Consider the following 20333-nt stretch of genomic DNA (forward strand, 5'->3'; position numbering starts at 1 on the left):
TGCAAAGCAGGCGCTCTCCCAGCTGAGCTAAGGCCCCGGGTTTTTACTTGAGAGTAGACCTCTCAAAACTGAACAAAGGCAAACGATGTGTAGTCTTCCGAAATATTCCTTAGAAAGGAGGTGATCCAGCCGCACCTTCCGATACGGCTACCTTGTTACGACTTCACCCCAATCATCTATCCCACCTTAGGCGGCTGGCTCCAAAAAGGTTACCTCACCGACTTCGGGTGTTACAAACTCTCGTGGTGTGACGGGCGGTGTGTACAAGGCCCGGGAACGTATTCACCGCGGCGTGCTGATCCGCGATTACTAGCGATTCCGGCTTCATGTAGGCGAGTTGCAGCCTACAATCCGAACTGAGAGAAGCTTTAAGAGATTAGCTTAGCCTCGCGACTTCGCAACTCGTTGTACTTCCCATTGTAGCACGTGTGTAGCCCAGGTCATAAGGGGCATGATGATTTGACGTCATCCCCACCTTCCTCCGGTTTGTCACCGGCAGTCTCGCTAGAGTGCCCAACTAAATGATGGCAACTAACAATAAGGGTTGCGCTCGTTGCGGGACTTAACCCAACATCTCACGACACGAGCTGACGACAACCATGCACCACCTGTCACTTTGCCCCCGAAGGGGAAGCTCTATCTCTAGAGTGGTCAAAGGATGTCAAGACCTGGTAAGGTTCTTCGCGTTGCTTCGAATTAAACCACATGCTCCACCGCTTGTGCGGGCCCCCGTCAATTCCTTTGAGTTTCAACCTTGCGGTCGTACTCCCCAGGCGGAGTGCTTAATGCGTTTGCTGCAGCACTGAAGGGCGGAAACCCTCCAACACTTAGCACTCATCGTTTACGGCGTGGACTACCAGGGTATCTAATCCTGTTCGCTCCCCACGCTTTCGAGCCTCAGCGTCAGTTACAGACCAGAGAGCCGCCTTCGCCACTGGTGTTCCTCCATATATCTACGCATTTCACCGCTACACATGGAATTCCACTCTCCTCTTCTGCACTCAAGTCTCCCAGTTTCCAATGACCCTCCCCGGTTGAGCCGGGGGCTTTCACATCAGACTTAAGAAACCGCCTGCGCTCGCTTTACGCCCAATAAATCCGGACAACGCTTGCCACCTACGTATTACCGCGGCTGCTGGCACGTAGTTAGCCGTGGCTTTCTGGTTAGATACCGTCAAGGGATGAACGTTTTACTCTCATCCTTGTTCTTCTCTAACAACAGAGTTTTACGATCCGAAAACCTTCTTCACTCACGCGGCGTTGCTCGGTCAGACTTTCGTCCATTGCCGAAGATTCCCTACTGCTGCCTCCCGTAGGAGTCTGGGCCGTGTCTCAGTCCCAGTGTGGCCGATCACCCTCTCAGGTCGGCTATGCATCGTTGCCTTGGTGAGCCGTTACCTCACCAACTAGCTAATGCACCGCGGGTCCATCCATCAGCGACGCAAAAGCGCCTTTCAACTTTCTTCCATGCGGAAAATAGTGTTATACGGTATTAGCACCTGTTTCCAAGTGTTATCCCCTTCTGATGGGCAGGTTACCCACGTGTTACTCACCCGTTCGCCACTCTTTTTCTTTCGGTGGAGCAAGCTCCGGTGAAAGAAAAAGCGTTCGACTTGCATGTATTAGGCACGCCGCCAGCGTTCGTCCTGAGCCAGGATCAAACTCTCATAATGATTTGTTTGAATGACCATACGGTCATTAAGCTCATAAAAATTAACTTTGCTAGCTATTGCTTGCATGTATTTGTTTCAATAAATTGAAACGTCCTACACATTGGTTCGTTTGCTTGCTTTGTTCAGTTTTCAAAGGTCTACAGTGCTGTGTTAGCAACTTTTATATCATATCAGAGCGACAATTGATTGTCAACTCTTTTTTAAAAGTTTTTTTCGCTCGTTGTTTTTCAACTTCGCAGCGGCTGTCTCAGCGACTTCATTAGAATAACAAATGATTTGTTATTTGTCAACAACTTTTTTCAATTAATTTTGTTGATGTATCAACGTCGATTAACTATTTTAAAATTGCGACTTCGTTATAATATCATCTGTCGAGCTGTGCGTCAACCACTTTTTTCAATTCTTTTTACGAATTCATTTCAGTCATTTGGCACATGTAATAATATACCAACTAAATCCCTTGCGGTCAATCATTTTCTATGGCTTTTTTTAATTTTTACAAACCCGTCTAATCACATTGAATCCAGCTTTTATCGTTCGCATTTAATCCGTTTTCTAGCAATTACCCTGGCTTTTTCCCCTCTAATTCCTCACTGTTTTTCTCCCTGATCCAGCAGACAAGAAAAAAAGCCGCCCATCTCTTGCGAGTGGACGGAGCTTTTTTATCTCATTGTCGGGAATAATAAAACGTCACGAATCGATTGTGCATCGGTCAACAGCATCACTAAGCGGTCGATCCCGATCCCTAATCCACCAGTTGGCGGCATACCGTATTCAAGTGCTTCTAAGAAATCTTCATCCACCCCATGGGCTTCATCATTTCCTGCTTCGCGCTCTTTTTCTTGTCCTTCAAAACGTTCTCTTTGATCGATTGGGTCATTCAATTCCGTGAAGGCATTCGCAAATTCACGACCAACGATAAATAATTCAAAGCGATCCGTAAAGCGTTCATCTTCTGGATTCTTTTTCGCTAATGGCGAAACTTCCACTGGATGACCAAAGACAAAGGTTGGCTGCTGTAACGTTTCTTCAACAAATGTCTCAAAGAATTCATTGATGATATGGCCAACAGTCATGGCATCAGTGATTTCAACATGATGTTCTTTCGCTAAACTACGCGCTTCTTCAACGGACATTGGTTGCCAGAAATCAACACCTGTTTGATTTTTGATTGCATCGACCATATGGATTCGTGCAAAGTCGCTAGCTAAATCGACTTCTTGTCCATCGTATTGGATCGTTGCTGTATGCAAGACTTTTTCAGCAGCATTACGGATAATGCCTTCTGTCAAATCCATCACATCTTTGAAATCTGTATATGCTGTATACGCTTCTAGCATCGTAAACTCGGGATTATGGGTCGTATCGATTCCTTCATTTCGGAAAACGCGGCCGATCTCATAGACTTTTTCCATGCCACCCACGATCAATCGTTTCAAGTGAAGCTCAAGTGCGATCCGTAAATACAGATCCATGTCTAAGGCATTGTGGTGTGTAATGAAGGGACGAGCCGCTGCACCACCTGCTTGATTATGCAATACTGGCGTTTCGACTTCGATATATCCATGTCCGTCAAGGTAACGACGAATTTCGCTAATGATTTGGCTTCGTTTCATGAAACGATCAAAGCTCTCTTTATTACTGATCAAATCCAAGTAACGTTGACGGTAGCGTTGTTCTACGTTCGTCAAGCCATGGTATTTGTCTGGCAATGGACGCAATGCTTTGGATAAGATCACGATTTCTTTGGCTTTGATGGTCACTTCGCCAGTGTCGGTCTTCATGATTTCACCAGATACACCAAAGAAATCACCTAGATCTGCATGCTTGAATACTTCGTAAGGTTCGTCCCCGACTTGGTCTTTACGTACATATATTTGAATACGGCCTTCGCGGTCTTGTAAATGCGCAAAACCAGCCTTCCCTTTTCCACGTTTTGTAACGATTCTTCCTGCAATGCTTGCTGAAAGATTCATTTCGGCTAATTCTTCTTTGGTTCTTTGATCAAATAACTCATGTAACTCGGCAGAATTATGGGTGCGTTCGAATCGCTTGCCAAAAGGATCAATGCCTTCTTCCCGTAGTTTTTCCATCTTTTCACGGCGAACCAACATTTGATCATTCAATTCTTCTTGTGTTTGTCGTTCCTCTGTCACGAGTTTTCCTCCATTCTTAACTTGGGTTTCCTTCTTATAATGCCAATGATGACGCAAAAAATCAAGCCGAACTTTCGAATCGACTTGATTTGTTTCTTATTCCTTAAAAGTTGCTACCGGCTGTTTTTCGGTCTTCTCTACAAATGCATCCAATAAATCAAAAATCGTTTGCTTATCTTCTGCTTGATTGATAGCTGCCTTCACTTTGGCTGCCCGTGAAATACCTTTTAAGTAGTACGCAGCATGTTGGCGGAATTCTCGCGAAGCGATTTTTTCCCCTTTTAGATCAGCCAACCGTTCTAAATGAAGTTTCGCTGTCGAAATTTTTTCTCGTGGTGTTGGTTCCGGCAATAACTCGCCTGTCTCCAAGTATTGCTTGGTGCGGTGGATCATCCACGGATTGCCTAAGGCTGCCCGTCCGATCATCACTGCATCAGCGCCGACTTCTTCCAACATTCGTTTCGCATCTTCAGGGGTTCTGACATCGCCGTTGCCCATAAAAGGAATGGTGATACTTTGCTTCACTTGTTTCAAAACGTCCCAATCAGCCGATCCTTCATACATCTGTACACGGGTTCTGCCATGCATACCGATTGCTGCGGCACCCGCTGCTTCCGCGGCTTGGGCATTCTCAACCGCAAAGACGTGTTGCTCATCCCAACCGATCCGCATTTTGACGGTAACGGGCTTGTCGATCGCACTGGAAACAGCATGGACCATTTCATAAACCTTGTCGGGATCTAAAAGCCACTTCGCACCAGCTTCTGCTTTGATGATTTTGTTTACAGGACACCCCATATTGATATCAATGATATCGGCAGTTGTGTTCTCTGCGACAAATTGCGCTGCTTCTACTAAGGATGCTTTATTCCCACCAAAAATCTGAATACTAAGAGGATGCTCGGTCTCGTCAATAAACAGCATCTCAAGGGTCTTCTTGTTACGCAGTTGAATCCCTCGATCACTGATCATCTCACAGACGACTAAACCCGCGCCAAATTCTTTGACTGTCACACGAAACGCAGAATTGGTGATCCCCGCCATTGGCGCAACGACGACGCGGTTAGGAATCTCAACCGAGCCGATCTGCCATGTCTGTCTATCTTTCACTTACGCTTCCGCCTCTTTCTTCAACGCCGCCAATTCCGTTTCATCAAAATGATACTTGTTGCCACAAAACGAGCAGACTGCCTCTGCCCCATGATCTTCATCGATCATTGCTTGGATCTCCTCAGCCCCTAAGGTGATGATCGCTGTCGCAAATTTTTCTTTCGTACAATCACAGTGGAACTGGACGGGCATTTTTTCTAGTACTTCGATCGTCGTGTCTGGTAACAATGTCGCTAAGACCTCTTCTGGTGATTGGCCTTCATCGATCAAGGTTGACACTCGAGGCAATTCTCCCAAACGTTTTTCGATGGCATCAATGATCTCTTCACTGGCACCAGGCATGATCTGTAGCATAAATCCACCGGCTGCCCGAATCGAATCATCGGTTTCTACTAATACACTCAGACCAACAGCAGAAGGAATCTGTTCTGACACTGCTAAATAATAAGTAAAGTCTTCCCCAAGTTCCCCAGAGACGATCGGTGTTTGTCCAGAGAAAGGTTCTTTTAGCCCTAAGTCTTTGATTACGGTAAAAATTCCTTGGTCTCCCACTGCGCCCCGAACATCCAATTTTCCTTGAGGATTCAATGGCAGACTGATCTGTGGATTTTTTATGTATCCTTTTACGTCCCCACGGCCATTGCTGTCTACGACGATTGCCCCAGCAGGACCATTTCCTTGAATTTTGACGGTCAATTTGTCTTCCCCTTTTAAGGTACTGCCTAATAACAAACTTCCCACCATCGCTCGCCCTAAAGCAGCAGATGCCGTATTCCATGTTTCATGGCGTCGTTGTGCTTCGGCGATCGTCTCTGTTGCCGATACGGCGTATGCTCGGACGAAGCCGTCATATGCGAGTGCTTTTAATAAATAATCCTTCATCTTGATTCTCCTTTTTATTCATTAATGAATCATACTAGGAAGCGCCGCTTTTTTCAACTGAATGTGTTTGAATTTAAGAAAAGTCTTCTTAAATAGAAACAAAAAGGCGCCGAGTTTCCTCGGCGCCTTGATACGTCTTGTTTTAGGCGTTATCATCTTTGTTTTCTTGATCAGTCGGTTGGCTTTCGCTATTGCGGCGAACGTCTTCCAATTGTTGATCAAAATCGTTTGATGATGCATCTTCGCTGTGTTTTTCTGCAGCTTGCTTCTCTGCATCTTTTTCTTCCAGCGCACGTTTCGCTTCTTCAAACGTTTGGGCTTTTTCACTAGGATACTCAGAGCTTTCAGTCCCTGCAGGCATTTTGCCTTCTTCAAACAAGGATTTGATTGCTTTAGCATCCAATGTTTCATGTTCAAGTAGTTTTTCAGCGATCAATTTGTGTTGGGCACGATGTTCTTCAATGATTTCATGGGCTTTTTGATGGGCATCCATTAAAATCTTGCGAACTTCTTGATCAATTTCAAAGGCAACTTGTTCAGAGTATGCTTTTGTTTGACCGTAATCGCGACCGACAAAGACTTGATGGTTTCCTTCATATTGAACTGGACCTAATTTATCGCTCATTCCATATTCTGTCACCATGCTTCTTGCAAGCGCAGTTGCTTGTTCAAAGTCATTGGAAGCCCCCGTTGATTGCACACCGAAGATGATTTCTTCAGCCGTACGTCCACCTAGCAAGCCAACGATTTGTTCAAACATATCTTCTTTAGTCATCAAGAATTGATCTTCTTTCGGCAAGGCGATCATGTACCCACCAGCTCGCCCCCGAGGAATGATGGTTACTTTGTGTACCACACGGGCACGACTCAAGACTAAACCAACAATGGTATGTCCTGCTTCATGGTAAGCAACCATTTCACGTTCGCGTTTGTTGATGACACGGTCTTTCTTCGCAGGACCAGCGATCACGCGGTCTTCTGCTTCATCGATATCTGAAGCATCGATTTTTTTCTTGTTACGACGAGCAGCAACTAAGGCGGCTTCGTTCAAGACGTTTTCCAGATCCGCACCGGCAAAGCCCGGTGTTTGTTGGGCAACGACTTTCAAATCAACATCATCTGATAAAGGTTTGTTCCGAGCATGAACACGGAGGATTGCTTCACGGCCTTTCACGTCTGGACGACCAACTAAAATCTGACGGTCAAAACGACCTGGACGCAGCAACGCTGGATCTAGAACATCCGAACGGTTCGTTGCGGCAATGACGATCACGCCTTCATTCCCATCAAAACCATCCATCTCAACCAATAATTGGTTCAATGTTTGTTCCCGCTCATCATGTCCGCCACCCATACCGGCACCACGTTGGCGACCGACAGCATCGATTTCATCGATAAAGATGATGGCTGGTGCATTTTTCTTCGCTGTTTCAAATAAGTCACGTACCCGGCTTGCACCGACACCGACAAACATTTCAACGAAATCTGAACCAGAGATCGAGTAAAACGGTACGCCAGCTTCACCGGCAACGGCTTTGGCTAGCAACGTTTTCCCGGTTCCCGGAGGTCCCTCAAGTAAGACACCTGCTGGGATACGGGCACCTAATTCAACGAAACGTCGAGGATCTTTCAAGAATTCCACGACTTCGACAAGTTCTTGTTTTTCTTCTTCTGCACCGGCTACGTCTGAAAAACGTACGCGGTTGGCTTTTTTGTCCGCTTCTTTGGCTTTTGATTTGCCAAAGTTCATCACACGGCCGCCACCGCCACCGCCGCCGCCTTGTTGGCTCATCATCATATAGAAGAAGAAAATGATGATCACAAGTGGTAAGAAGCTAACCAAAAGCGATAACCAAATACCACTGTTGGATTCTTCTTCGATGGTAGTTTTGACCCCTTGTGCTGAGGCCAGACTGGTGACTTCGCTCAACGTAGAATCATTTGGTAAAATGATCGTTGAAAAGCGGGTCGAACTCGCCTGTGTATTGCCTAAAACAGACAAGCTGTTGTCATTGCTGACAGTTTGTTCTTCATTGTATTCACCCACGATTCGATAAACACCGTTAGCGGGTTGGACAGTAAATTGTTTGACCTTCCCGTCTTTCAGTTGTTCTGTAAACGTGGAGTACTCGATCGTTGGGGTCTGCTGATTGCCATTTCCAAAAATGAAATAAACGACCATGACCATCGCCAACAAGACAAGTACATAATATAAGGTATTTTTTACCATACCGTTATTTTTCTTATTCATGCGTACCTCCCTGGCTATTTTGTTTTATCAATCCTGACCATTTAATTGTATCACAATTGATTTAGAACAGTCACTAATTTGACTGATAAACACTAGGTTTTAAGACGCCAACGTAAGGTAAGTTTCGATATTGCTCTGCATAGTCCAGTCCATATCCAACAACAAACTCATTTGGCACATCGAAGCCGACGTAATCAGCATCGATCTCAACAACACGGCCTTCCGGCTTATCTAATAACGTCACGATTTTCACTGATTTCGCTTTACGGTATTTGAATAGATCTACCAGATAAGCCAACGTGCGACCGCTGTCAATGATGTCTTCAACGATCAAAAGATCGCGGCCCTCAACATTTGTATCTAAATCTTTAATGATTTTGACTTCTCCAGATGAAATCATGGCATTGCCATAACTTGAGACATCCATGAAGTCTAACTCCAAGTAACAATCCATCTCACGAACGATGTCTGCCATGAAAGGAACGGCACCTTTCAGTACACCTACGACTAGAGGATTTTTATCCGCATAAGCCGCCGTTAATTCTTGACCAAGTTCCACACAACGATTTTTGATTTCGTCACGGGAAATCAAAATTTTCTCAATATCTTTATCTAGCATAAAGTTCTCCTTCCAACTCTTACTTCTGATATTTATAAAGAAGTATGTAGTGTATTTTATCAGTTTCTGGCGTAATACTCAAATAGGAAAATGCATGAGGTAGTAAGGCAATCACCTGTTTATCAAGGTTTGTGACGACCCAACTTTTTTCTCGCTCTTCATTAGGAATTTTTGAATCGATAAAAAAACGACTGATCTTTTTGGTCAGGCCACGTGCCAAGCGGATTCGGTCTCCTGGCTGACGCTTACGTACGATCAGCTCAGAGGAATAGTTTAGCGGTAAATCTTGGGAAAACTCTGACCAATTTGTGATTTTTTTGGGAATATGCTGTTCATTTATCGGAAAATACCCAATCCATTCCTTTTCAGAAAGATAGATCCCTTCTCCTAAAACCAGACGCTGACTGACTTCTGTCAACGGCGCTGCAGGCTTTTGGGGAACAGCAATGGGTTCCAATAGTAATTGGTCATAACTGCGCCGCAGCTGCCACTGTTTGTGCAACGCCAATTGCCATTGCCCTTTCTTTTCGTCTAGCAAACGCAATAGCTGTGGCAGCTGTTTTTGATTGAGTGGCTGCTTTGTAAAAGCTTCTGCTTGTTGCAAAAACCCCGCATAGAAAAAATAGCGCTGCGCCGGCGAAAACGTCGGCAGCTGTTGCAGATCGATCACTAAGCGAGTAGCTTGCTGTTGAACGAACGCAGACAACCATTGCTGCTGCTCTTGCTGGATCAACTGATTGGCGAACTGCATTTCTACAGAAAGCTGTTGAAAATGCGGCAACAGTTGCGGATTTTCCGCTTTTAATGCCGGCACTACTTGCTGGCGTAGTCGGTTTCGCAAATACAGCGGTTCGTGATTGCTTTCGTCTTCAAAGTAGGGAATCTGCTGTACTTGCGCATAGTCGTAAATCGCTGTCTTACTGACACTAAGCAACGGCCGCAACAGGATTCCAGCGTGAAAAGGCTGCTGCTGCTGCATCCCGCCAGCCGATTGCAAGCGGCCTTCTCGCATCATCTTCATCAGCATCGTTTCTACTTGGTCATCACTGTGGTGAGCAGTCAGCAAAACATCATAGCCTTCTCGGGACATGACATCGGCAAAAAACGTATAGCGAAAGTCCCGAGCGCTAGCTTCTATGCCAGTTTCTGGCGGATTTTCCCAGCACCGCTCATAAAAAGGAATGCCGCGTTCTTGGCAGTACTGCCGTAAAAAAGCAGCTTCCTCAGCAGATGCTGGACGCAATTGATGGTTTACATGTGCCACACCAAAGACCTGCTCTTTTTGCATTTCGGGAAACAACTGACAAAAGACCTGCAGCAAGACCATGGAGTCGACTCCCGTCGATACCGCCAGCAAAAAGCGGCGTTTTTTTTCAGGATCGATGGCAGTGAGTTGCCCTCGAACGGTTTGAATGACCATCATTTGCCCTCCTTCTCATTTGGTAGACCCACAAGAAAGAAAGCTGAAACAAAACGAACCAACAGTTTTGTTTCAGCTTTTTCCAACTTGCTATTCATGTTTAGTTACGGCGTCCGCCGCGGCCACCGCGTTTTCCTTCTGTATTTCGACGTAATGATGAAAGACGATCATCACTATCTTTTAGAAAAGAACTCATCAATGAATCGAAGTCTTGTTTATTTACATTCGTAGTTTGATTGCGTGAAAAAGATTTTTTCGGATTTGGTCGATTGAATTCTTTTTTCGGGTATTCACGTTTTTCTTCCGGCTTATCTTCTGCTTTGCGGATCGATAGTCCAATTTTTCCATCGTTGCCGATTGCCGTAACAAGTACTGTCACTTCATCCCCAACAGACAACACGTCGTGAATGTCTTTGACGAATCCGTTTGATACTTCACTGATATGCACCAAACCAGTTTTCCCTTCACCAAGATCAATGAACGCACCAAAATTTGTAATACCAGACACTTTGCCCTTTAGTTTCGCTCCAACTTCGATTGACATATAAAAAATGTTCCTCCTAATTTTTACCCATTTAAAATAATTCAAACTACTGCGCTGAGTAGGTATGACATTGCTTAATCTTGTGACTCTGTGGCTGATGATTCTTGTTCGCTTTGCGCAGAACGCTCATTAGTGTTTTGAGAATCCGTTCCATCTGGCAAGACAGGATAAATTTTTTCGCCATCTTTTGAGTAGAAGAATCGGCTGCGGGCCAATTTTGCCACATACTCATCGTCTTGCAATAAGGCAACATCTCGCTCCAATGAAGCCACTTTTTGTTCAGCTTCTTTTTGTTCGGCGACTGTTTCCGCCTTGTATTCCTTTAGTTTTTGCAGGCGCATTTGGTCGTTAAACATCTGAATCCCCACGACTGCAAATATCGCTAATGCCGCCACGAAAAACGCCACCAGCCGACGTCGGCGAAACACGACTTGCCGCCGCTCTTTTTCAAACTTGGCAAATTGCTCTTTCGCATAATCGGTCTGCAATAGTTCTATTTTTTTATTTGATTCTTTTGCCACCTGAACTCGCTCCCGTCGCTGTCTTTGTTTTTTACATTATACCAACATCCGCAAAGCTTGTCTAACTGAAAATGCCGTAAAAATCAAGCATTTTCTGAGATTCTTTCCTCTGAAACAATCTCATACATTTTTGCAGCGTCTTCTTTTTTCGTCGATTCATGCAATTCATTGACTTTTACTTCCAAGACCTTATTCCCGAACTGAATACGCATAGTATCGCCTACTTTGACGTCACTGCTTGACTTGGCTAATTTGCCGTTGATCTGAATGCGTCCCTTGTCTGCCACTTCTTTGGCCACAGAGCGACGCTTGATGATGCGGGAGATTTTAAGAAATTTATCTAATCTCATGTTTTTCACCTCTTCTTAATAGTTTCTTTCCAAATGGAACTAACAGCCATTCGCGAATCGTTAACAATTTGATTTTGATCGCTGCCCCGATAAAGGCTGCGCCTCCCAAACCGACACCGCCTAGGCAAAAAATCAGCGCCTGTAGTCGATGAGTCAAAGGACCGTTCAATAAGATCGCAACGAAGCTATAATATAAGAATAGCACGCTTGCCATGATCCCTAAACAAAGAAATAATTTTTTTCCATAATTTCCTTCATACCAAAAGCGATTGATGCTACTTTGTGCTCGACGCTGTTCGGAAACCACAAAACAGCATAAGGTCGCGCCTAACCCCAACAGCGTACTGATACTTGCTCCTGCAGTCCCATAAGAAGCGGTCAGCGGCCACATCGATAGACATTTGACTAAAAGACCAATTCCCGCAGCGAGCAAGCCGAAGGTATAGGTATTGCGACTTTGTTGAATGCTTTGATAGGCTTGGATCGTCGCCATCAGAGCGATGGAAAAGACAAACAATACCAGCGCCGCATTGCCAGATCCGTCTTTAAATAAAGCAAAGTTGATATAAGGCAGCAAAATCGCTAACCCTACCGCAGAAGCCGAAGCAATCCCGATCGTTAGGCGCAAATACATTTTTGCCGACTTTTCAAACAGCTGCTGATTTTTTACCGTCAAATACTTGGTCAACGTTGGCAAAAACGTCGAGCTTAACGCCATCGCCACCACAAGACCTAGTTGGACGAGGGGTTGTCCGCGATCATAGATCCCTTTCGAAATCCGGGCTGCTTGTGCCGTCAATCCCCCCGCTTCTAGCGCATTGGTCAATAAAAACGAATCCGCTAACTGGAACAAGATCAAATAGCCGCTATAAATCGTCAACAGACCGCCTTCTAAGAAGAACCGTTTTTTCAACGAGGCGGATAAACCAGCGGTATTTTCTCCTGTACGGGTGACTGGTTTATGCCATAGCGATAGGCGTTTGCCGTTGATTTGTCGGCTATAATAACTTAAAATCCACCACGCCGCAAGGCCCCCGACTAAGGCACCCATCATGGCGACAGTCCCCGTTTGATAAATCGTCCAGCCCAATTGCTGGAAAGCTGCCGCAGCACCTAAAATCACACCAACTCTAAGCAGCTGCTCTACAACTTGAGACACTGCGGTTGGCACCATTTGTAGATTTCCTTGAAACATTCCTCGATAAAAGGTCAAGGGTGGGACAAACAAAAAGGTAAAGGAAACGACTCGAATCAAGCCTGCCAGTTGATGGTCCCCCATCACTTGCGCGATTGGACCGGCAAATAAAAAGGTCACAGCCCATAAGCCAATCGCCGACCAAAGCACATAAGACGTCAACGCTTGCAGCCGCTCCTTGCTTTTCAAAGGATCAGGTTCTTCAGCAACAATGCGGGAGATAAACTGCGGCAAACCTGACAACGCCAAAGTCATTGCCAATCCATAAATCGGATAGACCTGTTGATACACATAAAACCCTTCGTCGCCTACCAGGTTCTGAAAAGGGACCCGATAAACGGCACTTAAGATTTTTGCGATAAAGGAAGCGATCGTTAAAATAAACGCCCCTTCCATCGTACGCTTCAATTGTGATTTCGGCATCCCTCTGGTTCCTTTCTAGCCTTGGCTGGCGTATTTTTGTTCCCGTAACGCTTTGACAAAATCTTGGATTTCTAATAGCCAGGTGCTTTCTTTCATCACTGGCGGAATCTGTAATTTGATGGTCATTTGCTCATGATCGACACCCATCGTGGCTTTTAATTTAGTGGCTTTCAATGCTTCAAACAGCTGCTCCACCGAATAATTTTTCGTGCCTACTTTACTCAAAGTTAACGACACGGTTTGTTGCTGCTTGCGGATAGTTTCTAACAAGGCACGATCGCCGTTCATTTTGATCTCGCCCACCGTTAAGAGGTGCGCCACTTCTACAGGGTATTCTCCGAAACGGTCTAATAAATCATCTTGAAGTTCATCAACTGCTTCTTGTGATTCCAGCTCACGAATTCGTTTATAGATCTCGATTTTTTGCCGTTCGTCTTCAATATACGAAGTCGGTAAGTAGGCATCGATCCCCAGATCGATCTCAACGGTCGTTTTTTCTGTTTGGGTATTTTTCCCTTGTTTACGAGTGACTGCTTCCGACAGCATTTGTGAGTACATGTCAAACCCGACTGCATCGATAAAGCCGTGCTGTTGCGCCCCCAATAGATTTCCTGCCCCACGAATCGAAAGATCTCGCATCGCGATTTTGAATCCTGAACCTAACTCCGTAAAGTCCTTAATGGCTTGCAGACGTTTTTCACTGACTTCGTTCAACACTTTTTGCTGTTCATACATGAAATACGCATAAGCGACTCGATTACTCCGACCGACACGGCCACGCAACTGATACAACGTCGAAAGCCCCATGTAATCGGCATTTTCCACAAACAACGTATTGGCATTGGGAATATCCACACCGGTTTCAATGATCGTCGTCGTCACCAACACATCGTATTGCCCTTCAATAAAGTCAAACAGGGTATTTTCCAATTGGATCTCGGTCATTTGCCCGTGGGCATAAGCGATTCGTGCATCTGGCACTAACGCCTGCAGTTCTTCAACTTTTCGCTCGATCGTATCGACACGATTATAGAGATAAAACACTTGGCCCCCGCGTGCCATCTCCCGTTGGATCGCTTCTCGCACCGCTCCTGGATTCATCTCCATCACATAGGTTTGGATCGGGTAACGATTTTCCGGTGGTGTTTCGATCACAGATAGGTCCCGCACGCCCAGCATCGACATATGCAATGTTCTTGGGATCGGCGTTGCCGTCAACGTCAACACATCGACTTGCGAACGCAGTTGTTTCAAGCGCTCTTTGTGTTTGACCCCAAAACGTTGTTCTTCATCGATCACCAACAAGCCCAAATCAGCAAACTCGACATCTTTTGACAATAATCGGTGGGTCCCCACCAAAATATCGACTTGCCCTTTGCGCACTTGCTCGATCGTTTCATTCTGCTGTTTTTTCGTCCGAAAACGACTCAGCACCCCAACATTGACGGGGAATCCTTCAAAACGATCGACCATCGTTTCATAGTGCTGCTGTGCCAAGATCGTTGTCGGCACTAAGAAAGCCACTTGTTTGCTCTCTTTGATCGCTTTAAAAGCAGCCCGCAGCGCCACTTCTGTTTTCCCAAAACCGACATCTCCAACTAACAAACGGTCCATCGGCTTTTCTTTTTCCATATCCCGCTTGATCTCTGCCGTACTGCGCAGCTGATCATCGGTTTCCGAATAAGGAAAGGCATCTTCAAATTCTTTTTGATAGGCATCGTCTGGTTGAAAGGCATAGCCTTTTTCTGATTCGCGTTTGGCATACAATAAAATCAAATCATCTGCGATGTCTTCAATTTTAGCCGTCACTTTGCGCTTGGTCTTCGCCCACTCACTGCCGCCTAATTTATTGATTTTCGGTGTTTTCGATTCGGAAGCCACATATTTTTGAATCAAATTCAATTGGGTGACTGGAATAAAGAGCTTGTCTTCGTTTTGGTACAAGATCGTCATATAATCTTGATGGACGCCATCGACTTCTAAGGTTTCCATGCCGATGTACTTCCCGATCCCATGATTCGCATGGACGACATAATCGCCGGCTTTTAACTCATTGTAGCTTTTGAGACGTTCCGCATTGGTGACATTTTGCCGGCGGGCTCTTTTTTTGTTCATCTTTTGGAAAATTTCTTTTTCTGTAACCACCACTAGCTTGTCTTGCGGCATTTCAAAGCCGCTTTGCAAACGTTCCACCACGATTTGGGTGCGTCCCGTAAACAGGCGGTCTTGTTGCGTCTGCACGGCATAGATATCATGATCTCGCAGATCTTGCTCTAACTTCTTGGCCCGTTCTTGGTCACTGACCAGAAAAATCACCGTTTGCTGTTGCTTCTCCCAGCGATCGATCTCAACTTTCAAGAGACCCATTTGGCTGAAAAACTGCTGCATCGGCCGGTATTGGAATTGATGGATCGCTTGGAAGCGAATGTTCCCCATTCCTTTTTGGAATAAAGAAAAGAAGCTGGTCACAAAGGTTTCTTTTTGCAGCAGTTGATGGACATCGATCCCGAATTGCTGTTCAGAAAAGACCCGCAGCTCCGCTAATTTTTGGGTATGCCACTCCGCTTCTTCCCGTTCGATCTCACGATTGGTCTCCATGATCCGAGCATAATCATCGATCATCAAAAAGGCGTCTTCAGAAAAATAATCTAAGACACTCGTTTGCTGACGATAAAGCAAATCCGTGTAATAACGGGCACTTTCACCGGGAATCCCCGCTTGCCATTGGGAGGCCAATTGGCCGAAATAGTCTTCTAAAAACGCGCGATCAGTTACTTCTTTGGTGACCGCCAACCGTTTGTTCAATAATTCTTGTAGCTGCTTTTGCCCCGCCGCTAAATCTTCCGCTGAGAAAACCAATTCGGTAGTCGGTAAAATAGCCACTTGCTGCAGCGTTTCCACTGAGCGTTGCGTTTCCACGTTGAAAGAACGCATCGAGTCGATTTCTACATCGAATAACTCGATCCGTACGGGGTATTCGGCATTTAATGGATAAATATCGAGGATGCTCCCACGAATACTGAATTCGCCGGGTTTGCCAATCATTGACTGCCGTTCGTAACCCATCAAGATCAATTGTTGCGGCAAACGCTCTAAATCGATCTCATCGCCGATTTGCCATTGGAATTGGTTGGCTAACCAGGTTTTCTTTTCAGGCAAATACTTTCGCAAAGCCGCCACCGGCAACACATAGATCCCGGTTTTTCCTTGAGAAACAGCATTCAGCGCTGCCACTCGTTCTTCTCGTGCTTCTGGTGAAGAAAAAGCCATTTCGGCTGACAACACTTCGTCCACTGGGAAAACATAGACATCATCCGTCACGTTGCGCAGATCTTCGGCTAGTTGATTCGTATAATACAGATTTGGTGTCACCACGATCACTTGTTTTTGAAATGCCTGATACACACCGGTGATCGCCAATGTTTTTGCCGATCCAGCTAGACCGGTCAGTAATTGCCGGGGGGCCTGTTCACGTAAACCTGCATGCCAAGCCGCCACTGTCGGCACTTTATTTATTAATTCAATTAAATCCATCTCGGCCCTCCTTAGTTAAATCGATTCATTGTGGCAAGAAAGTCGCCGTTGGTCAAGTAATCACTACTTGCCTCGACCGCCTTATCAATACTTTGTAAAACGATGGGCAGATCGTCTTTTGCAAAAGGACTCAGTACATGATTGACCACGGTTTGTCCTGGACGTGGCCGATCGATCCCGATTTTGATGCGGTCAAAGACTGTCGAGTCCAAATGCGCGATCAAACTCTTGATTCCATTGTGCCCCCCCGCACTGCCTTTTTGGCGCAAGCGGATTTTCCCTAATGCTAAATCAAGGTCATCATAGACCACTACTAATTCTTCTTGATAGATGCCAAAATAGGTCATCAACGGACCTACCGAACGACCGGATTCATTCATGAAGGTTTGCGGTTTGACCAAAAGGATTTTTTCACCCTTCAAGAAAAACTCTGCCACTTCTGCTTCAAAAGCCGACTTTTTAAAGGTTGCTTGGTACTTTTGTGCCAAGGCATCCACTACCATAAAGCCAACATTGTGTTTGGTTTTCTCATATTTTTTGCCGGGATTTCCCAAGCCTACAATCATTTTCATTTTTCGATTACGCTCCATTATTTCTAGTTTCAAGCTGATTCTTCATCTATTTTATCGGTTTTCTTATCCAAACACAAAATACTGGGCACACAAATGCGCCCAGTTCTTTTGCTGAAATAATTATAACACGAAATGGACTGTTATGGTGGCGTCCTCTTGCTCAGTTTTTATCTTTCTTAACGAATCTTAATAAAACGTTGATATATCCTCTTTTTGACGTAATAACAAAGAAAGCATTTACAACTGAAACAGCGATATTTTGTGTAATATTGTTGTGCAAATCACATGACAAATATACTTGAAAATGGTAGGATGATAGCGAGTAAAACAATTATGCGGAAGGAATGATACACAGATGACTGCAAAAACGAACAAAAAAGATCACCAAAAGGTAATTCTTGTTGGAGACGGTGCGGTTGGTTCTAGTTACGCGTTTGCGCTGGTGACCCAAAACATTGCGCAAGAAGTCGGAATCATTGATATAAATACAGCAAAAACAGAAGGCGACGCAATTGATTTGTCCCATGCCTTGGCCTTTACTTCCCCTAAAAAAATCTATGCCGCTTCTTATGAAGATGCACATGATGCTGATTTAGTCGTTATTACAGCTGGTGCGCCTCAAAAACCAGGTGAAACCCGTTTAGATTTGGTTCATAAAAACTTGAAAATCAACCGGGAAGTAGTTACCCAAATCGTTGATTCAGGGTTCAACGGAATCTTCTTAGTAGCAGCGAACCCAGTCGATATTTTGACTTACTCGACTTGGAAATTCTCAGGCTTCCCGAAAGAACGCGTCATCGGTTCAGGTACTTCTTTAGACTCTGCACGTTTCCGTCAAGCTTTGGCTGAATTAGTCGATGTTGATGCCCGTAACGTCCATGCCTATATCTTAGGCGAACACGGGGATTCAGAATTCCCTGTTTGGTCTCATGCCAACGTAGCCGGCTTGCAAATCTATGAATGGGTCAAAAATAACCCAGACATCGATGAAGAAGCAATGGTCAACATTTTCTTCAGCGTTCGTGATGCAGCCTACACCATTATCGAGAAAAAAGGTGCAACTTTCTATGGGATCGCGGTAGCCTTAGCACGAATCACTCGCGCGATCTTAGACGATGAAAATGCTGTTTTACCATTGTCTGTGTACATGAACGGCGAATACGGCTTAAACGACTTGTACATCGGTGCGCCTGCAGTTATCAACGCCCAAGGGATCCAAAAAGTGATTGAGATCCCATTGACGGATGGTGAAAAAGACCGGATGGCCGCTTCTGCAAAACAATTAAAAGATATTCTTGATGAAGCTTTTGCGAAACTAGATGCAGAAGACAATCAATAATTTCTTTCACTTCGTTTAGCTAGTCAACTATGCCACTGAACGAACCTTACAGCTCACTCTTTTTCAGAACAATTTGATCAAGATGATTTGCTGCGGTTCGTTCAGTTTTTTTATACAAAGAAATGCTTTTCTACAGCTTAGCTAAAGATAGTTTAAGAATTTTCTATTTTTCATGGAAGTTTCATTTGCCATATTCGCTTTCTTGGGGGAATATGGTATGATTTAAGCGTTATTATCTATTATGCCATTAGAAAAAAGGAGTAGTTGAATGACTCGTTCAAACAAACATACTGACGCCAAGAACAATACCAAGAAAATTGTTCTGATCGTTGTGGCTGCTATATTAGTAGTGATCGCTGGCGGCTATACCTACCGAAGTACATATTATGCAAACCGTTTTTTACCAAAGACTGAAATCGATGGGATCGACATCAGCAACAAAACTGTTGCCGAGGCCAATGCCCTGCTGCATGACCGCTATTCGCAAGAAGATTTCACCATCAAAGAAGGCGATAACGAATGGAAGACAATCAACCTTGCTCAATTTGGGTTACAAACGGATTTCACCAATGAACTGCAATCATTAAAAGATGAACAGAACCAGTGGAGTTGGGGAATGGCTTATGTTTCCGCTGCAGAAGAAAAAACACTGGACAATCTCTCGGTGGATCAAGATACGCTAAACAGCGAAACGGATACGATTCAAAAGGAACTAGAAACTTTAAATGAGGATCGTACCAAGTCAGCCGATGCAACATTGGAAAAAGGCGAAGACGGCTTTTCTATCAAACCAGAAGTTGACGGCGATGCCATTGATGTGGACAAAGCAGTAGCGGACTTACAAGAAGCCATCGTCAGTGGCGAAAAGGAATTAAATCTCGTCGATTACGTCACAAAACCAAGTGTGACCGCTGATGATCCTGATCTAACCAAAGAAATGGATTCGTTGAATAAAATCGCCAAAGTAACCGGCAATTATACGATCAACGGAAACACGTTTCAAATTCCAAGAGAATCGATCATGGATTGGCTCTCTTACAAAGATGGCAACACCACGATCGACGAAGACAAAGTAAGAAGCTATGTCGCTTCGATCGGAGAGCAATACAACACCAGCACCAATTCTTCGACCTTCAAGAGTACCAAACAAGGTGAAGTAACGGTTCCAGCCGGCACCCTCAGCTGGACGATCCAAACCGATGCGGAAACAGAAGCATTGATTGAGGCGTTAAAAGCCGGCGAAGACTTCACGCGCACACCGATCGCTCAAGGAAGCACCGATGCTGGCAGCCCGTTATTTGGCAACACGTATATCGAAGTTGATCTGAAAAACCAACACATGTGGTATTACAAAGATGGCGAGCTGGTGCTAGATACGAAAATTATTTCTGGAAAACCAGCCACACCAACGCCAACTGGTGTCTTCTATGTCTGGAACAAAGAAGAAGATGCAACCTTGACAGGTGAAGATTATGCATCCCCTGTTGATTACTGGATGCCGATCGATTGGACCGGTGTTGGAATCCATGATTCTGATTGGCAAACGGAATACGGTGGTGACCTATGGAAAACCCGCGGCTCTCACGGCTGTATCAATACTCCGCCAGGTGTGATGAAAGAATTGTACAGCAAAGCCGAAGTCGGGACACCCGTGATCGTGATTTAATGGAAAAAAGAGTCAAACCTTTTTATAGATGAACCAAAAGCCGCAAAAAAAATTCTTTTGCGGCTTTTTTGTTGTTTC

General features: G+C 44.9%; 13 protein-coding genes, 1 tRNA gene, 1 rRNA gene and 1 pseudogene (1 of these 16 cut by a window edge). 2 read left to right on the forward strand and 14 right to left on the reverse strand.

The window, feature by feature from the left end; all coding sequences use genetic code 11:
* The 14 genes and pseudogenes from IGI94_RS14830 to pth form a co-directional block, all read right to left on the reverse strand.
* A tRNA-Ala gene (locus tag IGI94_RS14830) sits at positions 1 to 37 on the reverse strand; it reaches 36 nt to the left of the window's first position.
* A gap of 76 nt (positions 38 to 113) precedes the next feature.
* A 16S ribosomal RNA gene (locus IGI94_RS14835) occupies positions 114 to 1673 on the reverse strand.
* Between the two features lie 662 nt (positions 1674 to 2335).
* Positions 2336 to 3829, reverse strand: a complete 1494-nt coding sequence (gene lysS / locus IGI94_RS14840) for a lysine--tRNA ligase (protein WP_005230758.1) — start codon at positions 3827 to 3829, stop codon at positions 2336 to 2338.
* A gap of 96 nt (positions 3830 to 3925) precedes the next feature.
* Positions 3926 to 4939 (reverse strand): tRNA dihydrouridine synthase DusB, encoded by a 1014-nt coding sequence (dusB, locus tag IGI94_RS14845; RefSeq protein WP_005233357.1) that lies wholly within the window; start codon positions 4937 to 4939, stop codon positions 3926 to 3928.
* Complete coding sequence (gene hslO, locus IGI94_RS14850; protein WP_438899925.1) at positions 4940 to 5821, reverse strand: Hsp33 family molecular chaperone HslO; 882 nt, start codon at positions 5819 to 5821, stop codon at positions 4940 to 4942.
* 249 nt (positions 5822 to 6070) lie between these two features.
* A pseudogene (gene ftsH, locus IGI94_RS14855) lies at positions 6071 to 8072 on the reverse strand (ATP-dependent zinc metalloprotease FtsH); the annotation flags it as partial.
* A 73-nt stretch (positions 8073 to 8145) separates the two neighbouring features.
* Positions 8146 to 8691, reverse strand: coding sequence for a hypoxanthine phosphoribosyltransferase (hpt, locus tag IGI94_RS14860; RefSeq protein WP_005230750.1), 546 nt, complete (start codon positions 8689 to 8691; stop codon positions 8146 to 8148).
* Positions 8692 to 8710: 19 nt separating this feature from the next.
* The gene (gene tilS, locus IGI94_RS14865) at positions 8711 to 10111 is read right to left on the reverse strand and encodes a tRNA lysidine(34) synthetase TilS (protein WP_034878257.1); all 1401 of its coding nucleotides are present in this window, start codon (positions 10109 to 10111) and stop codon (positions 8711 to 8713) included.
* A 100-nt stretch (positions 10112 to 10211) separates the two neighbouring features.
* On the reverse strand, positions 10212 to 10655 hold the full coding sequence (locus IGI94_RS14870; protein WP_005233352.1) for a S1 domain-containing RNA-binding protein: 444 nt from the start codon (positions 10653 to 10655) through the stop codon (positions 10212 to 10214).
* Between the two features lie 74 nt (positions 10656 to 10729).
* Positions 10730 to 11176: an FtsB family cell division protein gene (locus IGI94_RS14875; RefSeq protein WP_430619168.1), complete on the reverse strand. Its 447-nt coding sequence runs from the start codon at positions 11174 to 11176 to the stop codon at positions 10730 to 10732.
* A gap of 83 nt (positions 11177 to 11259) precedes the next feature.
* Positions 11260 to 11526: an RNA-binding S4 domain-containing protein gene (locus IGI94_RS14880; protein WP_005230745.1), complete on the reverse strand. Its 267-nt coding sequence runs from the start codon at positions 11524 to 11526 to the stop codon at positions 11260 to 11262.
* Positions 11513 to 13144 carry a putative polysaccharide biosynthesis protein gene (locus IGI94_RS14885; protein WP_008380151.1) on the reverse strand — a complete coding sequence of 544 codons (1632 nt, stop codon included), beginning with the start codon at positions 13142 to 13144 and terminating at the stop codon, positions 11513 to 11515. Before IGI94_RS14885 ends, IGI94_RS14880 begins: the two co-directional genes overlap by 14 nt.
* A 15-nt stretch (positions 13145 to 13159) precedes the next feature.
* The gene (gene mfd / locus IGI94_RS14890; RefSeq protein WP_438899926.1) at positions 13160 to 16678 is read right to left on the reverse strand and encodes a transcription-repair coupling factor; all 3519 of its coding nucleotides are present in this window, start codon (positions 16676 to 16678) and stop codon (positions 13160 to 13162) included.
* An 11-nt stretch (positions 16679 to 16689) separates the two neighbouring features.
* On the reverse strand, positions 16690 to 17250 hold the full coding sequence (pth, locus tag IGI94_RS14895) for an aminoacyl-tRNA hydrolase (RefSeq protein ID WP_008380153.1): 561 nt from the start codon (positions 17248 to 17250) through the stop codon (positions 16690 to 16692).
* 355 nt (positions 17251 to 17605) lie between these two features.
* Between pth and IGI94_RS14900 the strand changes: the two genes are divergently transcribed.
* Both IGI94_RS14900 and IGI94_RS14905 read left to right on the forward strand, forming a co-directional pair.
* Positions 17606 to 18589 carry an L-lactate dehydrogenase gene (locus IGI94_RS14900; RefSeq protein ID WP_005230720.1) on the forward strand — a complete coding sequence of 328 codons (984 nt, stop codon included), beginning with the start codon at positions 17606 to 17608 and terminating at the stop codon, positions 18587 to 18589.
* Positions 18590 to 18857: 268 nt separating this feature from the next.
* Positions 18858 to 20255: a L,D-transpeptidase family protein gene (locus IGI94_RS14905; RefSeq protein WP_196044140.1), complete on the forward strand. Its 1398-nt coding sequence runs from the start codon at positions 18858 to 18860 to the stop codon at positions 20253 to 20255.
* The last annotated feature ends 78 nt before the right edge of the window (positions 20256 to 20333 follow it).

This window comes from Enterococcus sp. AZ149 (assembly GCF_051714285.1).
Classification (GTDB): Bacteria; Bacillota; Bacilli; order Lactobacillales; family Enterococcaceae; genus Enterococcus_D; species Enterococcus_D entomosocium.

Coding starts and splice junctions, on each gene's coding strand:
- IGI94_RS14900 (WP_005230720.1), top strand. CDS start 17,606: ATGACTGCAAAAACGAACAAAAAAGATCACCAAAAGGTAATTCTTGTT.
- tilS (WP_034878257.1), bottom strand. CDS start 10,111: ATGGTCATTCAAACCGTTCGAGGGCAACTCACTGCCATCGATCCTGAA.
- IGI94_RS14905 (WP_196044140.1), top strand. CDS start 18,858: ATGACTCGTTCAAACAAACATACTGACGCCAAGAACAATACCAAGAAA.
- mfd (WP_438899926.1), bottom strand. CDS start 16,678: ATGGATTTAATTGAATTAATAAATAAAGTGCCGACAGTGGCGGCTTGG.
- hslO (WP_438899925.1), bottom strand. CDS start 5,821: ATGAAGGATTATTTATTAAAAGCACTCGCATATGACGGCTTCGTCCGA.
- IGI94_RS14870 (WP_005233352.1), bottom strand. CDS start 10,655: ATGTCAATCGAAGTTGGAGCGAAACTAAAGGGCAAAGTGTCTGGTATT.
- pth (WP_008380153.1), bottom strand. CDS start 17,250: ATGAAAATGATTGTAGGCTTGGGAAATCCCGGCAAAAAATATGAGAAA.
- IGI94_RS14885 (WP_008380151.1), bottom strand. CDS start 13,144: ATGCCGAAATCACAATTGAAGCGTACGATGGAAGGGGCGTTTATTTTA.
- hpt (WP_005230750.1), bottom strand. CDS start 8,691: ATGCTAGATAAAGATATTGAGAAAATTTTGATTTCCCGTGACGAAATC.
- IGI94_RS14880 (WP_005230745.1), bottom strand. CDS start 11,526: ATGAGATTAGATAAATTTCTTAAAATCTCCCGCATCATCAAGCGTCGC.